Annotated in this window: 16 protein-coding genes and 1 tRNA gene; 4 read left to right on the plus strand and 13 right to left on the minus strand. The window is 54.5% G+C overall.

Going from position 1 to position 16,046, the window contains the following annotated elements; genetic code table 11:
• Positions 1-95 precede the first annotated feature (95 nt).
• Positions 96-168 (plus strand) — tRNA-Glu (locus Q0711_RS05510).
• Positions 169-334: 166 nt separating this feature from the next.
• Positions 335-1,498, plus strand: a complete 1,164-nt coding sequence (locus Q0711_RS05515; RefSeq protein WP_298614428.1) for a pyridoxal phosphate-dependent aminotransferase — start codon at positions 335-337, stop codon at positions 1,496-1,498.
• A gap of 111 nt (positions 1,499-1,609) precedes the next feature.
• Here the strand turns inward: Q0711_RS05515 and cobU are convergent, their stop codons facing one another.
• From cobU to cutA, 10 genes are all read right to left on the minus strand, one after another.
• Positions 1,610-2,164, minus strand: coding sequence for a bifunctional adenosylcobinamide kinase/adenosylcobinamide-phosphate guanylyltransferase (gene cobU / locus Q0711_RS05520; protein ID WP_298614430.1), 555 nt, complete (start codon positions 2,162-2,164; stop codon positions 1,610-1,612).
• A gap of 16 nt (positions 2,165-2,180) precedes the next feature.
• Complete coding sequence (locus tag Q0711_RS05525; RefSeq protein WP_298614432.1) at positions 2,181-3,032, minus strand: ABC transporter permease; 852 nt, start codon at positions 3,030-3,032, stop codon at positions 2,181-2,183.
• Positions 3,033-3,036: 4 nt separating this feature from the next.
• A complete protein-coding gene (gene argF / locus Q0711_RS05530) occupies positions 3,037-3,951 on the minus strand; it encodes an ornithine carbamoyltransferase (protein WP_298614464.1) in 915 nt (304 codons plus the stop codon).
• A 142-nt stretch (positions 3,952-4,093) separates the two neighbouring features.
• Entirely contained in the window at positions 4,094-4,729 is a 636-nt protein-coding gene (plsY, locus tag Q0711_RS05535; RefSeq protein ID WP_298614434.1) for a glycerol-3-phosphate 1-O-acyltransferase PlsY, read from the minus strand.
• Positions 4,730-4,753: 24 nt separating this feature from the next.
• On the minus strand, positions 4,754-5,722 hold the full coding sequence (locus Q0711_RS05540) for a DUF3086 domain-containing protein (protein WP_298614436.1): 969 nt from the start codon (positions 5,720-5,722) through the stop codon (positions 4,754-4,756).
• The gene (locus Q0711_RS05545) at positions 5,712-6,116 is read right to left on the minus strand and encodes a DUF3119 family protein (protein WP_299041902.1); all 405 of its coding nucleotides are present in this window, start codon (positions 6,114-6,116) and stop codon (positions 5,712-5,714) included. The genes Q0711_RS05540 and Q0711_RS05545 overlap by 11 nt, the downstream gene beginning before the upstream one ends.
• A gap of 4 nt (positions 6,117-6,120) precedes the next feature.
• Complete coding sequence (locus tag Q0711_RS05550; RefSeq protein WP_298614440.1) at positions 6,121-7,515, minus strand: hypothetical protein; 1,395 nt, start codon at positions 7,513-7,515, stop codon at positions 6,121-6,123.
• 70 nt (positions 7,516-7,585) lie between these two features.
• On the minus strand, positions 7,586-8,290 hold the full coding sequence (locus Q0711_RS05555) for a biotin--[acetyl-CoA-carboxylase] ligase (protein WP_298614442.1): 705 nt from the start codon (positions 8,288-8,290) through the stop codon (positions 7,586-7,588).
• A 103-nt stretch (positions 8,291-8,393) separates the two neighbouring features.
• On the minus strand, positions 8,394-9,575 hold the full coding sequence (locus Q0711_RS05560; protein WP_298614444.1) for an FtsX-like permease family protein: 1,182 nt from the start codon (positions 9,573-9,575) through the stop codon (positions 8,394-8,396).
• A 366-nt stretch (positions 9,576-9,941) separates the two neighbouring features.
• Positions 9,942-10,256: a divalent-cation tolerance protein CutA gene (cutA, locus tag Q0711_RS05565; protein WP_298614446.1), complete on the minus strand. Its 315-nt coding sequence runs from the start codon at positions 10,254-10,256 to the stop codon at positions 9,942-9,944.
• A 75-nt stretch (positions 10,257-10,331) separates the two neighbouring features.
• On the opposite strand from cutA, the gene Q0711_RS05570 reads away from it, so the two are divergent.
• Complete coding sequence (locus tag Q0711_RS05570; RefSeq protein WP_298614448.1) at positions 10,332-11,426, plus strand: beta-ketoacyl-ACP synthase; 1,095 nt, start codon at positions 10,332-10,334, stop codon at positions 11,424-11,426.
• Here the strand turns inward: Q0711_RS05570 and dxs are convergent.
• Both dxs and Q0711_RS05580 read right to left on the minus strand, forming a co-directional pair.
• A complete protein-coding gene (dxs, locus tag Q0711_RS05575; protein WP_298614450.1) occupies positions 11,423-13,336 on the minus strand; it encodes a 1-deoxy-D-xylulose-5-phosphate synthase in 1,914 nt (637 codons plus the stop codon). The genes Q0711_RS05570 and dxs overlap by 4 nt on opposite strands.
• Positions 13,337-13,605: 269 nt before the next feature.
• Complete coding sequence (locus Q0711_RS05580) at positions 13,606-14,121, minus strand: cofactor assembly of complex C subunit B (RefSeq protein WP_299041907.1); 516 nt, start codon at positions 14,119-14,121, stop codon at positions 13,606-13,608.
• 142 nt (positions 14,122-14,263) lie between these two features.
• Here Q0711_RS05580 and Q0711_RS05585 point away from each other — a divergent pair, with 142 nt between their 5' ends.
• Positions 14,264-15,682: a sugar transferase gene (locus Q0711_RS05585; RefSeq protein WP_366142455.1), complete on the plus strand. Its 1,419-nt coding sequence runs from the start codon at positions 14,264-14,266 to the stop codon at positions 15,680-15,682.
• On the opposite strand, the gene Q0711_RS05590 is transcribed toward Q0711_RS05585, so the two are convergent.
• A partial coding sequence (locus Q0711_RS05590; protein ID WP_298616936.1) for an EAL domain-containing protein occupies positions 15,635-16,046 on the minus strand: 412 nt, incomplete at its 5' end. The genes Q0711_RS05585 and Q0711_RS05590 overlap by 48 nt on opposite strands.

Here is a 16,046-nt window from a genome sequence, read left to right on the forward strand (position 1 = left end):
CTTATTTTCTTCCTAAGAGGGAGTTCCATGCAAAAGTTTCCCAGGGTGTTGACAAAGGCTTAGTCCATTCGCTACATTAACTAATGCTGAGCCTTGCCCCCATCGTCTAGAGGCCTAGGACACCTCCCTTTCACGGAGGCGACGGGGATTCGAATTCCCCTGGGGGTATCCCAAACTGCTAAACTCAATGCCAATACCGACCACTCCAAGCCTCACAACAGGCTAGGGCACTTGTCTCATCCTTAGTGATCTAATTGGCACGAGGTGGATATTTGCAAGTCGCCGATCTCCTGCCAAAGTGCCACAATACGGAAAGTAGTGCAGGAGACAAAGGATGGACTGGGCAACGCGGGTGATGCGGGTCACGCCGTCGGTAACGTTGGCGATTGATGCCAAAGCCAAGGCAATGCGCGGGAGTGGAGAAGATGTCTGTAGCTTCAGTGCCGGCGAACCCGACTTTGACACCCCTGCCCATATCCGTGAGGCTGCAAAAACTGCCCTCGATCAAGGCAAAACTCGCTATGGTTCTGCAGCTGGGGAACCAGCCTTGCGACAGGCGATCGCCACCAAGCTGAATAACGACAACCACCTACCCTATCGAGCTGAAAATATTCTCGTCACCAATGGCGGCAAGCAGGCTCTCTTTAACCTGATGCTGGCCCTGATCAACCCCGGCGATGAGGTGATTATTCCTGCCCCCTACTGGGTGAGCTATCCGGAAATGGTGCATCTTGCCGGTGGTACGCCGGTAATTGTGAAGACAACTGCTGAAACGGGCTATCGGATTACGCCGGCGCAACTGGAAGCAGCCATTACCCCGAAAACGCGGCTCTTTGTTCTCAACTCCCCCAGCAACCCCACGGGCATGGTCTATACACCCGAGGAGATTCGTGAGCTGGCGGCCGTGATTGTGCGGCATCAACTGTGGGTGGTTTCCGATGAAATTTACGAGAAGATTCTCTATGACGACGCCAAGCATCTAAGCATTGGGGCAGTGAGTGAGGCCGCTTTTGAGCGCACCATTGTGTGTAGTGGCTTTGCCAAGGCCTATGCGATGACAGGCTGGCGCGTGGGCTACATTGCAGGGCCGGCGGAGTTTATTAAGGTAACCACAAAAATTCAAAGCCACAGTACCTCAAATGTATGTACGTTTGCTCAGTATGGTGCGCTTGCGGCTTTGCAAGGAAGTCAAGCCTGTGTGGCCGAGATGGTGGCCGCTTTCCGCGATCGCCGTGCCTTCATGTACAAACGCATTTGTGAGATGCCGCGGTTGCGCTGTCTCAAACCCCAAGGCGCCTTTTATCTGTTTGTGGATATTAGCGAAACGGGGTTAAGTTCCGTAGAGTTTTGCGATCGCCTGCTGGAGGAGGAAAAAGTGGCCACAGTTCCCGGCAAAGCCTTTGGCATGGATGATCACATTCGCCTTTCCTACGCCACGGATTTAGCCACTATTGAAAGAGGCCTGACGCGGCTTGCAAAATTTGTCGAGCGGCTCTAAACCCATAACCGCGCCATCGGCAGGAGAAACCTGGGCATCACCTCGCTGCAATCAACGACTTCAGTGGAATTCTCTTGAAGAGAGCAGAGTTCGCCTTAGCGGTCTTGGGAATTAATTAGCAGCCCTCAGACGTTTGAGACAGATACCCCATTGGTGGAGGGGCAGCGCAAAACCAGCAGCGACAAGATACACTTGCGCCATCAACGGACTCAGGTGCTGGCACAGTTCACCGAGGCGATCGCGAAAACAACGACCACTGGCATAGGCCGGCACTACCCCCCAGCCCACCTCTTCGGCGACAACAATGAGTTGAGCCTTACACGCTTGCACACTTGCCAAGAATTCCGCAACGGTCGCCTGCCATTGATCGTGGGATTGGTCTAGGCAATTGGCCACCCAGGTTCCCAAGGAATCCACAAGGGCGCAATGATGAGGCGGCAGGTCACGCAGGAGGGCAGCCAGCTCAAGGGGGCACTCCCACAATTCCCACTCGGCGGGGCGGCGAATCCGGTGTTGTTCAATGCGCTGTAGCCATTCAGGATCCTCTGGGGGGGCGATCGCGGTGGCAATATAAATCACCGGTTGTTGACTTTGGGCAGCAAGGAACTCGGCCCATTCACTCTTGCCACTGCGACTCGGACCGGTTACCAAGATATGATTCAGCATGAGTGGGCATTATTGGTTAACTGAACCGGCTCGGATCAAGGCGCTCTCCTAAGCCTTCGCCAAGGAGCGATAGACCCACTACAAGCAGTGTCATAGCCAGTCCCGGAAAGAACGTCGTCCACCAAATGCCCACTGACAGCCCATCTAGGGCTTGTCGCAGATCTTGTCCCCATTCCGGCACTTGGGGCGGCAACCCTAAGCCCAAGAACCCCAGGCCGGCCAGGGTCAAGATGGCGTCGGCGGCATTGAGTGTCAAGAGCACGGGGATACTGGGGAGAACGTTTACCAAAAGATACCGCCAAAGAATCCGCGGCGTAGAGGCACCGAGAGCACGGGCAGCTTCGATAAAGACCTCATTTTTCAAACTCACCGTATGGTTGCGGACAACCCGATAGTACTGGGGAATATAGGCCACACTGAGGGCGATCGCCGCATTCAGAACTCCCTTGCCCACCACAAAAGCCACGGTGACAGCCAAGAGTAGCCCCGGCAACGTGTAGATCGTATCCATAAGAAAGAGTAGCCCGCGATCCGGCCACCCGCCACGATAGCCACTTAGCAGTCCCAAGGGTACCCCTACCCCCAAGCTGAGCAACGTTGCCGCCAAAACCACCTGCAAAGCCGCTTGGGCACCAAAGATCGTGCGTGAAAACACATCATAGCCCAAGCGATTGGTACCAAACCAGTGCTGCGGTGAAGGCGGCGCATGAATCGGAAAATCCAGAAATTCTTGGGGATCGGCAATCCAGCCGAGGGCTTGACCTAGGGGAGCAAGAACCGCCAGCAACAGAAAAGCTCCACAAATCACGGCTCCCACCAGCAACAACCGATCTGAGAGGCTGAGTTTCGGCCAGCGGTGGCGCAGCATTGTCCTATCCCAAGAGACTGGCAAGCAGTGCCTTCTGGGCATGGAGACGGTTTTCCGCCTGCTCCCAAACACGGGATTGCGGCCCTTCAAGGACACCGGCGGTAATTTCCTCCCCGCGGTGAGCCGGCAGGCAGTGGAGAACGATCGCCCGGGGATCCGCAAGCGCCAAAAGCTGATCGTTAATTTGGTAGGGTCGAAAAATGGGCTGGCGATCGCCCGCTTCTGCCTCCTGTCCCATACTGGCCCAAACATCCGTGTAAAGAGCATGGGCACCCTTCGCGGCTGCCTGCGGATCCGTGAGAACAGTTACTTCACTCTTACCGCCACTCAATGCTTGGGCTTGCGCCACAATATCAGGCAAAGGCGCAAACTGTGGCGGCGAGGCCACCCGAATGTTTACCCCCAGGAGGGCACAGCCCAGGAGTAGCGAATGTGCCACATTGTTGCCATCGCCAATATAGCAGAGGGTCAGTCCTGCCAATGTGCCAAAGGATTCCCGCAGTGTCAGCAAATCCGCCAAAATCTGACAGGGATGCTCGCGATCGGTGAGGGCATTAATCACGGGTATCCGCGCATAGTCCGCAAACAGTTGCAGCTCCACTTGACCGTAGGTGCGAATTGCTACAGCATCCAAATAGCGATCCAACACCCGTGCTGTATCGGGCAAGGGTTCACCGCGCCCCACCTGTGTGGATTGGGGATTCAGATCAATGACTTGGCCGCCCAATTGGTACATCGCCACCGTAAAGCTGACACGGGTGCGGGTCGAAGCCTTGTGAAACAGCAGCCCCAACACTTTGGGACACCGGGGGGCTACTTTACCGATTTTCATCTGGGCAGCCAAATCCAGCAGATACTCTGCCTCTGCCCGTGAGAGGTCAGCAATGCTGAGCAAATCACGCCCCCGCAGTGTTTCCATCACAGATTTCCCCACCAAAACCGGTATCCACTCATGGTAGCAACCTCAGAGCTGTTCCAAAGGTACAAATACAACCGTTTTCTAAAATAGGGGGAGCATTGAGGAACGCCGAGCTTGTCCATAAAGCTGCCTTGGAAAAGAGCTACCCTTCCGAAGCTCCCAACCGTGGCTCTGTCCCTGCAAGGAGGCGCTGAATATTACTCTGGTGTCGCCAAATCACAAAGGCACCGGCAACGACACTAAAGCCAACAAAAGGCCAAGACTGCGTAAAGAGCCAAAACCAGAAGGGCAAGGATAAAGTGGCAGTGATAGAACTCAGGGAGACAATGCGGCTGGCCGCCAAGACCACTAGAAACACGGCAAAAGCGGCTAAGGCTGTGGGGGCGTTGAGGGCAAGGAGTACCCCTAAACTGGTGGCAACGGATTTACCGCCGCGCCAACCCAACCAAATGGGTTTGCTGTGAGCTAGCACTGCCATAAAGGCGATCGCCAGCAGCACAAATTCAAACCAACTGGCGGGTACTGTACTCCAAGATTGTCCCAAGACCCAACGCGCCAAGAGAACAGCTCCTAGTCCTTTGCCGACATCCACCAAGAAGGTGACCAGTCCAGGCCCTTTGCCCACTACCCGCAGCACATTGGTGGCACCGGTTGAGCCGGAGCCATACTCACGAATATCAATGCCCCGCAGCGCTTTCGCCAGGAGATAGCCCGTAGGAATCGAGCCGAGCAGGTAGCTCATAAGCGCCAGCAGTCCAAGGATCAGTGCAGTGGTCACGGGAGCCTCCAAGGGTGACTGAAACTACTCAAAGAAATCAGAGCTACGGCTAGGACGCAACTGGGGTTCAGGGGCAAAACCCAAGAGCAAGGGATATTGCAGGAGCGAAAGGCTAACTTGGGGTTGGGAATCATCAATGAGAATTAGGGGGATGTAGTCCTCCTGCTCAAGGCGATCGGCACGAAAGGCCAAAGCCTCCGCCGATTCAAAAAGTGCCACCCCCTGATCAGGGCCAAAATCTTGACGACTAATCCCCAAGCAATCCTGCAAGCCCCGTCGCCAATCCCCTAGTCGCTCAGGGGAGTCGGCTAGAACCAAGACCCGCAAGAGATCACCGTAGAAATCCCGCAAGATTGAAATAATAGCCGAGGCAACAAGAATATTTTGCAACCGACTGGGGAGCGATCGCAGGGCACCCCGTCCCCCCAGATCAAAAAACCAGCTCTCGACACGCTCAGCATGAATTTGCTCAAACGTGCGTCGCAACTGCCAGGGGGGGCCATAGTAGTTGGGGCTGCTGCGATACTGCTCCAGCAAGCGGCGAATGCGATCCGCTTCTTCCTGAAATCCCTCATCAAGAACTAACTTGGGCGGCGTGGCCGCTGTTTCTGCCGGAGCAGGGGCAGTTTCCACCACAGGGGGGGCTGGGGGCAGTAATTCCATTTCCTCGATGGTGGCAGCCAACTCCTGCATGCTCTTGACTAAAAATTCCTTGAACCCCTGCACCCGAATCGCCAGTTCCTGGGAGGCACCCACAAAGTTGCGCCGTAGCTCCTGCTCAATGCGTTCCTTGCGCCGTTCCAATTGTTCAATCGTCAGCTGCAAACTTTGTTGCCGCTCTTCCAGGGACTTGAGGCGATCGTGGACAAGACGATGAAACTCCGCATCGAGGGCTTGAATTTCCGCTTTGAGCGCATCGCGCTGGGCTTTGAGGGCAGTGATTTCCTCTGGCGTGGGTTCAGAGAGATCGGTTACCGTAGGGTCATCTGTCATTGCGAACGGGGGAAATAAAGGCTGTGCGTGGGCAGCGTTCTTGCAGGCATTGTACTAAAGTTTTGGCGTCAAACAGAATCGGCAAAAAGTGGATATTCTTCACTTCCCGAAAGTAGAAGAGGATGGGAAAGACTGGCCAAAAAACCTCCCAGTGTTGCCATTGCTGATAGGGAAAGTGGCGAATCTGTTGGCCACCGCGATAGATCTCTAGTGCTGTTGCTGTAAATTCTAAGCGCAGCGTTGCCGCCTGCACAGCTAAAAATAGGGCAAAGAGAGAAATAGGTAAGCCCAGCCACCACCGCAACCACCACAGGGGCAGACCCAACAGCAGCACACCTAGAGGAACAGCAAAGGAAGGTTGAAGGCGAACGGTGGCTAAGGAGGTTCCTTGCATGGTTTTACTCCTGAGGAGTCGTTGGCTCTTCTAATTGTGGCAAATCCTTTGGAGGGGGAGCCGTTTCTGGTTTGGCGATCGCTGGAGTGGGGTTATCTGCAGAAGGAGAGGGTTTGGAGGGGACTTGCGGGCTGATGAGGACAGAACGCGCTGGGCTTTTTGCTTTCTTGAAGGGATTTAGACGCTGCCAGAAGGGTTTTTGCGGTGCAGGTGCCGAAGGGGGTGTCTCAGAAGCCTTAGGGGTGGTTTCTGGGGCCGGTTCCAGCACAGCGGGCGTCTCTTCAGCAGCTTTCACCGTCGGCGCTGGCGTTGGCTCTGAAGCAGGGGCTGTTTCCTCGGTAACTGTCACTGGGGGTTCTGGCGTTGGTTCGAGGCCAGCGGGTGTTTCCTGTGCGGGTTCAAGGGGGGGTGGTACTTCCTCTACAGCTGATGTTGGTGCAGGTTCCTGGGCAAGGGGCACTTGGGAAGGGGGAGCAGGTTCCTCAACGCTAGGCGCTGGCTCTGGAGTAGGTTCGGCAGGCAAGTTGCCGGGGAGATCTGGACTGAGGCTGCTTTGGAGATTTTTCGCCGCCAGTTCTCCCCGCAGTAGGCGCGAGAGGACATCCTTGCCATTGGGTTGATAGGTGACAAGGTGGGTAATGGGGTTGTAGGGGGAGGGAATACGCTGACCATTCCCATCCAAGAGTTCGAGGCGCACCCAGTTGTCCCCCGGCTGCAGGCCTGTGAGATAGTAGGCTTGCCAGCGATCCACTGTGAAAGATTGGCCATTGATGGTGCAGCGCACCTGCCAAACTTTCTCGTTGTTGAGTTGTCGATCTAAAGGCAGGTTGCTGAGGTAAAAATCTAGGAGCACGGGTTCAGCGCCATAGGTGCCGGTGGGTTGGTTGTAGGTGAGCAGGGGAAGATTGGCAGCTCGCGTGTCCTCGTCGGCGGTGTAAAGATGAAAAGTGGTTTGGGCATAGGCAAGGGGATTTTTCCAGCTTTCACCCCAGGGATACACCACAAAGGCCCGCAGGAGATGTGTCCCCGGCTCAAGATCACTAAATTCAATAGGCTTGCTCAGATCATAGACACTGCGGCTAGGCAGATCGTCAAGCACCACTTCCACATGGGGACCGAGCCCAGTGCGCTGATCCTGAAAGATGGGCAATCCTTGGAGACTGAGGTGAACGGCGACGTTGCGGCTTTGGAGGGTTTGGTTGGTTTCAGGGCTGAGAATTTTCAGCCGAGGTTCATAGCGATCAAACCAATCTTTCATGTCTTCAATGGCTACAGGAGGAGCCACTTCTGCCAGTGCGCCACCGGATTTTGCCGCTACTCTCTCCCCTACCGCCCAAAGAAAAACTACGCAAAGAACTGCGGCGATCGCCCGTTGCCAATGAATCTGCCAACCCTTCATGCGCACCTCAGATGGTTGTCGTACTAAAGACAATTTTCGCAGACGGTCGGCCCACTTCTGCAATCAATTCTTAGGAGTCGTAGATCACATGGCCACTGCTAAATTCGCGCACTTCCCCATTGCTGAGGCGCACCTGCAATGTTCCGCGATCGCCAATTCCCACACCAATTCCCTGCCATTTCTTTTCTCCTTGCACCAGGGTGAGCGATCGCCCCCGCAGGAAATCCCGTTCCGCCGCCACCCCTGCCCACTGTGGCTGTTGCCAGCACCAAAGGAGTTCAGCCCGAATGGCCGCCAAGAGTTCCAAGTCCGTAGGTACCGCCTCCCAAGGATCAAGCAGCCTATGGAGACTAATGGCTTGGGGAATACCCATGGCCGCCACATCAACACAGCGGTTCAGCCCCACCCCCACCACAAACCAAGGGGAACGGCTTTCGCAGAGAATTCCCGCCAGTTTCTTGCCCTCAGCCATGACATCATTTGGCCACTTTAGTTGCAGATGGCGATCCACCGTTGGCCGCAGCCCACTCAGGGCGCGCATCACTGCTATCCCAGCCTGGACACTGGGGGCAACCATCCCCTGCACCTGCGGCAGGATAAAGGAGGCTGTCAACACGCCTTTCGGAGAGTGCCAGACCCGGTTGTACTGACCCCGTCCTCGCGTTTGTGCTTGAGTGTAGATGACTTGACCAAGGTAGAGTTGCTCGGCATGGTGCAATGCCCATGTGTTGGTACTTTCACAGGTTTCAAGCCAAACTAACCAAGGAAAGGTCATAGCGATCGCCTACTTGTACACAGAAGCCGATAGCTAGTGCTCGCAAGCGGTCGAGCTGCGGATGTGCCCCCACCCGCTCAGAAAATATAGGACGGGGTATGGCTTAAGCCCGAAAGACTTGGGCAGGATCAAGACGCATGACTTTTTGAACCGCTAATAGGGAAGCACTGACACACATGGCCACGGTGGCGCTAAAAACAGCCAAGGCCAATTGAGGACTAAGGATAATTTGAATTGCACGGGTCTGCATTGTCCACAGGCCCAATCCCCAGCAGAGGGCTAGGCCAGGTATGTACCCCAGCACAGCCATCCATAGAGCTTGCTCAATAATGATTCGATATAGGTACCAGTCAGAGGCCCCCATCGCTTTGAGGGTGCCGTATTCCTGCAGGCGATCGCTCACCGAGGAATAGAGAATCTGGCTGACAATCACTACCCCTACAACCACACCTACCCCTGCTCCCAATCCCAAAATGAACCCCACACTGGTACTGGCCAACCAATAACGGCGGGTCATGTCACTCAGGGCCGCGCTACTGAGCACTTGATAGTTGGGGAAGGCCGCCCGCAATCGCTCCTGCACCTTTGCCAAATCTTCCCCCGGCTTTGCTTTGACCATGACATAGGTAATGCGGGTACTGGGGGACACCAGCGGCAGAAATTCGGGTGCAGGCTCACCGGTCTCAAACCGCGGGAAGTTCAAATAAAGGTTCGCAGTTTCCAGCGAGGTAAAAACATAGGGACTAGAGACAATTGATTTCAGACCGTGCGTCCAGCCAATGACCGTGGCCGGGTAGTTATTTGCTCGACCTTGCTCGCCCACAGCCGTCAGGGAAAGGGCATTGAGGTCAATGCGATCTACGATGACACTGTAGGGTTTTTCTAGATCCGTCAGCGCTGCCCCCGCAACTGTTGGCAAAGGTAGCAGGGTTCCCGCCGGCTCAATCCCAACCACCTGCACCGGATCGATTGCCTCTGTCTCTGAACGCCGCCACATGGCTGATTGCATCAGGAGCGGTTCTGCGATCGCAACCCCTTCAACCGCTTGGGCATCGAGAACTACTTGATACTCAATGGGCAACGTCAGGCCAAAGTAACGTAGCTCGCGAGAGGCAATCCAGAAATCTGCTTGGCTTTTGTTCACCAAGAGAGTGGCGGAGCGGCCAAACCCCTCCAGGAGTCCCGTTTGAATCGTAACCAAACTTACCGCAAACGTAATGCCCAGTTGAGCAACGAGAAAGCGGCTAAAGTCTTCTAAAAGATTTTTGCGAGCAAGAGAAACCATTCCCCTATTTTAGGTTTTAGATAAAACGGTGTCTAGGCACTTCCAGCCAGTTGAAGAAAAGAGTTTCACTATCAGCTTAAGAAATAAAAAATCTTTGGTTAAACACTCTACAATCTTTGGTTAAACACTCTACCGCCACCTCTTGTTTTTAGGGTCAGTTAATAGCAACCTGAATACGACACACCAGTGACCCTATTTCTTTGTTCTTTGCATTCTCGTCCTCCTAGGCCACAGCCAAGGAGGAGGACAGCAAGCGATTGAATCCCTTTAGCTCCTAGGGAGAAAGGATGCCATGCTCAAAGATAGAGGGTAGGTTGTTAATATGGGTAATTTAATAGAAACTTTTGATTTTGGGTGCGGAGATTCTTAACCTCCAGATGGTTCTTGGGTTTGTTCTTTTACCCAATTCAAGTAGGCAGAGGAACCGGCAATGAGGGGTAGGGCAATTATTTCTGGGACTTCATAACTGTGTAATGCCAGCAGGCGATCCCGCACCTGGTCAAACAAAGCAAACCGGGTTTTAATGAGTAATTGCCATTCTGGATCGCCATGTATAGCCCCTTGCCAACGGTATATTGATTGGATAGGCAGAATCTGTACACAGGCAGCTAGGTACTCGGCTACCAGTTGATTGGCTAAAGAAAGTGCTTCAGCTTCCGTGGCAGTAGTCACAATAACCACACAATACTCCGTTGTCGCTTCCAAGCCTGCTGTCCTCACCTCACTATGTCAATCATATCTTGAAGCAATTGTGCAGTGAATGTTGTTATTACTGGAATTGGGCTGTGGACGGCGCTGGGGGATACGGCGATCGCCACATGGCAACGCTACTGTGAAGGCAAAACGGCACTTATTGCCACGACAGAAGGACTGGTGGGAGCAACGACGTTAACTCTTGAGAAAATTCTTGAAACCACGACAACTCAGGCGCTCAAGGATGCGAAATTGACAGCTCCCCTCCCCAGTGCGGGGGTTGTCGTCGGCTCTAGCCGCAGTTTCCAAGCCCAGTGGGAAACTTGGTTGCGGCAGCCTTCCCTACCGCGAGCCACATGGTTACAAACCTTGCCAGCCACGGTCTCACAGCGGGTAGCACACATTGTCGGTAGCCAAGGGATAGTTCTCAACCCTACCGCCGCCTGTGCCACCGGTATATGGGCGATCGCCCAAGGCGTCCTATTGATTGAGCAGGGCAGGTGTGATCTGGTGTTGGCTGGCGGCGTTGAATCTGCTGTCTCCCCCCTCACCTTGGCGGGATTTCGGCAGTTGGGCGTGTTGGCTCAGGAACGAGCCGCTCCCTTTGATCGCCAGCGGCAGGGATTTGGCTTGGCTGCCGGCGGCGCCATTGTTGTCCTAGAGTCTGAGGCAGGGGCGCGATCGCGAGCCATCGAACCCTACGCCCGGATTGCTGGCCTAGGTCTGAGTGCAGATGCCGAGCACATGGCTGCCCCCAGTGTCCATCAAACGGGTGCCCTCCTAGCAATTCAACGGGCCTTGACCCAGGCAAATCTAACCCCGCAAGCAATCCACTGTATCCATAGTCATGGCACGGGAACTGTGCGCAATGATGCTGCGGAAGCGGCTTGGATTCAAGCCCTGTTTGGTCAGGGGGTTCCCGTCACGAGTCACAAGGGTGCCCTTGGGCATACCCTCGGTGCTGCTGGCGCGATCGCCATTGCCCTCTCCTGCCTCTCTTTGCGAGAACAGCAGATTCCTCCCTGTGTGGGCTGTGAGATTCCTGACTTTGACTTAGACATTGTCCAACACTGCCGCCCTGCTCGCTTAGAGCACATTCTCTGCTGTAGTTACGGTTTTGGCGGTCAAAATGCCGTCATTGTTCTAGCGCGTCCCTAGGAGCCGGTCACCACCGTCGGTTGCGCCACCCCAAACTTTTCCATGATGGTTTTAGCCATTTGTGGCGGCGTTAGACCCAAGTCCGCTTTTGACTCCTCGGGCGTAGCGTGTTCCACCAGGACATCGGGTACCCCTAGACGGAGTACGGGGACGAGAATATCGGCCTCTTGAAGAGCCTCCAGAACCGCTGAGCCAAAGCCCCCCATCAGGCAGCCCTCCTCCAAGGTGACCACGCGGCCAATTTGCTTGGCCAAGGGCAGAATCAGGTCAATGTCTAGGGGCTTCGCAAAGCGAGCATTAATTACTGCGGCGCTTAGGCCGTGCTCCTTGAGGATTTCCGCCACCTGCATTGCGGGATAGACCATTGAGCCGTAGGCCACCAAAAGAACATCTTCGCCGGCGCGCAGGAGTTCCCCTTTGCCGATTTCAAGAGGTTCCCAGCCTTCTTCCATCAGGGCAACGCCATAGCCATTGCCGCGCGGATAGCGCAGGGCGATGGGGCCATCGGTGTAGTTGATGCCCGTGACAATCATGCGTTGCAATTCAGCTTCATCCTTGGGTGCCATCAGCACCATATTGGGTAAGCAGCGCAAATAGGCAATGTCGTACATCCCTTGATGGGTAGGGCCATCGGCACCGACAATCCCCGCCCGATCCATACAGAAAAAGACCGGCAGATTTTGGATACAGACATCGTGAACAATTTGGTCGTAGGCGCGCTGCAAGAAGGTGGAGTAAATCGCCACCACAGGACGGATGCCTTGGGTGGCCATGCCCGCAGCCATGGTTACAGCGTGCTGCTCGGCAATCCCCACATCTATGTATTGCCTTGGCACCCGTTTTTGGAGAATGTCTAGCCCTGTGCCCGTGGCCATTGCTGCTGTAATGCCGACAATGCGCGGATCGTTTTCTGCTAGCTTCGTGAGGGTTTCGCCAAAGACTTTGGAGTAGCTGGGGGGCTTGGGCTTGCTGGAGGGTTTGGCCTTGCCCGTCACCAAATCAAACGGTGGCTGGGCGTGGTAGCCCACCTGATCCTTCTCGGCGATCGCGTAGCCTTTCCCCTTGATGGTTGCCACATGAACCAGCACAGGCCCCGGAATCGTATGGGCATGTTGGAACGTGGCAATCAGTTCTTCCAAATTATGGCCATCCACAGGACCCACGTAGGTAAAGCCCAATTCTTCAAAGACAGCCCCCACCTTGGGAACCGCAAGGCGTTTCATGCCCTCCTTGAGGCGCTGCATCTCCGGGGTGAGGTTTTCACCCAAGAAGGGGATATGTTTGAACTGCTCTTCAAGGTTATCGGTAATAAATTGCACCTGCGGCGAGAGGCGAATTTTATTCAAATAGCGAGGAATGGCGCCCACATTCGGGGAAATGGACATCTCATTGTCGTTGAGCACCACCATCAGGTTGGTGTGGGGTAAGTGTCCCGCATGGTTAATGGCTTCTAAAGCCATCCCGCCGGTGAGGGCGCCATCGCCAATAATGGCCACGACTTTGAATTTTTCGCCCTTGAGATCGCGGGCGATCGCCATTCCCAAAGCTGCTGAAATACTCGTGGAAGCATGACCTGCACCAAAGTGATCAAAGGGACTCTCGCGGCGGTTGAGATAGCCGGCAATCCCCCCCTTTTGCCGCAGGGTATGGAAGTTGTTGTAGCGACCCGTCAACATCTTGTGGGGGTAGGCTTGGTGCCCCACATCCCAAACCACGCGGTCTTTGTCTAAGTCAAGGGTTTGGTAGAGTGCGAGGGTGAGTTCGACAACCCCCAAACCCGGCCCAAGGTGTCCGCCTGTGGCCGCCACTGTTTCCAGATGTTTGTCGCGAATTTGGGCGGCAATTTGAGTTAATTGGGCAATGGACAACCCATGCAACTGGTTGGGATGGGTGAGTTCACTTAAGTGCATAGAAGCCCGACCTCGCAAGATACCTAGGAGCGATAGCCTACCGCTGACCACAGAAAAACTATCTGTTGACTGATTCTAGCAAAGTCCCCCGCCGAAGTTGGGCATCATTTGCTTCTAGACGCGGTGAAAAGCCGCAGTAATCCCAAAACAGGTGATCATAAATTTATTTGCAATGCACCCTCACAGATTTCCTCAAAAGCAGCGTTGGTCTTTAGGGAACCAAACTTAACGGTTTCTGCAATCAAGCAGCCCTAACCTGAGAGTGCATCCTAGCGAACGCCTAGCATTGTGTCCTCGAAGGTGATCAGTTCATCGGGGTGTCCTTCTAAGGTCACTTGAGTACCGATTGCGTGGGGCTGCAAGGAGAGCTTAACGGTTTCCAGCCGCTGGGCGCCTCGCCAATAGAACCAAGGGGCAAGGGGGGTCAAACCAAGGAGACCAAAGGCCAAGATACCGCGATCCGGTAAGAGGACGGTCAACACAAGGGCGATCGCCGTGGCACCGCAGACGGCAAGGCCAAAAAGGAAGGCGGCCAAAAAGGGACTGGCGGCAACGTTTCCCTGAAATGTCACTTCACTGCCATCGGCATTGACCGCATGCAGACGGTAGCCCCGCTGCTGAAAATACTGCTTGAGGCGGGGGGCAAGTTCAGAAATGGGCTGAGCAATGAGCCACTCTTTGGTTTCAATGCGTTCTTTGGTGGAGGCACGAATGAAAAACACAAAGCCGATGGCCAAGAGGCTCGTCAGGAGGAGGGTTGAAGGATAAATTAAATCACTGGACATGTGGAGGTGGTTTGGAGAGGATTGTTGTTTACTATCCCCCATTGTCGAGGATTGCTCAGGGTCTGCAAAGAGATATTGCACCGTGATCGCCCCTTGATGTTCTGCGGAATACTAAAAGCGATAGTGACTTTGCTGCTCCATGATGCAATCTCAAACGTCTCCCCGTGATATTCGGGCGCCCCGTTGCCGTGGGATGGGGTGGCGCTCAGAAGCGGCCCTTGCTCTGCTGCTATTGATCAGTGACCTAGGGGGGTTGGTGCTGGCGTGGAAATTGGGATTACAACTCAATCGCTTCTATGCGCCATTGCCCCCTGATTTGGCAGCATGGTACTGGCTGGGATTGCCCAGTGTCTTTTGGCTTTTTGCAGCGGGTTTGTTGTTTTTGATTGCTCTGAGTGGGCTGTATCACCCGCGCGGCCATTGGAAAAATTATTTGCAACTCGCTAAGGTGTTGAGCTTGGGCTATTTGCTGGCGCTGGCCATTGGCTACTTCTATGATCCCAAGGTGGATCTGCCTCGCTCTCTGTTTTTTAGTGCTTGGGGTCTCAGCGTGGTCTTTGCTGTGATCTTGCGCTTGGCGGTCAGCTTAGCCTTCAAAATTTTCACCCTACGGCGACCGATTCGTGCATTTGTAGTGGCGCCCCCGGAGCGGCAAGAGTATCTCAGCAGACTCCTAGAGCAACGCTCTAACTATAAGATTGTCGGCAGGACGATCCCCACCCTGGCCAATGAACCGGAAACCTTGACCGAGATTCTCAATTGTCAAGCCCAAGAGGTGATTGTAGAAGGCCTGCCTCCGGATCACCTCGCCTCGAGACTGTATTGGCAACTGCGCCAGCACAGGATTGACCTGCGGCTCATTCCCTCCAGCTTGGAAATGCTCTACCGACGCGGCACCCCCGAAATTGTGGCTGCTTTGCCCACACTGCGGGTAGATATGACCTATCTCCACGGTTGGGAGTATCGGCTAAAACGCTATTTGGACGTGATTTTGGCACTCTTTGGCATTGTGGTGCTGGCGCCCCTCTTTATCGGAGTGGCGATCGCCATCAAACTCACCTCCCCCGGCCCTGTCTTTTTTCGCCAAGAACGGGTGGGACTTCACGGCAAAGTCTTTCAAATGTGGAAATTCCGCACCATGCGTGCCGATGCCCCTCAACTCCAAGCCCAGTTGGAGGCACAAAATGAATCCGCCGATGGCATTCTCTTCAAGGTGAAAAATGATCCTCGCCGCACACCCCTTGGTCGGTTCCTGCGCAAAACCAGCATTGATGAACTGCCCCAACTGTTTAACGTCCTCTGGGGAGACATGAGCTTAGTGGGGCCGCGTCCTTTACCGCTGCGGGATGTTGCCCGGTTTCATTCTTGGCACCACATTCGCCATCAAGTGATGCCGGGGATTACAGGGCTGTGGCAAATTTCTGGCCGCTCTGAAATTGGGAATTTTGATGAAGCTGCCCGCCTTGACCTTTACTATATTGATAATTGGTCTTTCAATCTAGATTTAGAAATTCTAGTGGAGACGGTGCGGATTGTGCTCTTTGGTCGTGGGGCGTATTAGGCGTGGTAACGATTGGCTAGCAAATAACTGTGTCACCTGCTCAGCCGAAAGGGGGCGGGCAAAGAAATACCCTTGGCCATAGTTGCAGCCAAGGGCTTGGAGGATCTGGTACTGTTCGCGGGTTTCAATGCCTTCTGCCACTACCTTCAGACGCAATGAGTGAGCCAACATGAGAATGGTGTGCACAATTGTAGCCGAAGGCTGTTCCCTGTTGAGAGTAGAAATAAACGTGCGATCAATTTTTAGGGTATCAACGGGGAAACGGTGCAAATAGCTGAGGGAAGAGTAGCCTGTGCCAAAGTCATCCATATACAGGCCAATGCCCATGGCGCGGATTTCCTGTAGGGTAGCGATCGCTACCTCC

It is taken from the genome of uncultured Thermosynechococcus sp., from assembly GCF_937958135.1.
Taxonomy (GTDB): domain Bacteria; phylum Cyanobacteriota; class Cyanobacteriia; order Thermosynechococcales; family Thermosynechococcaceae; genus Thermosynechococcus.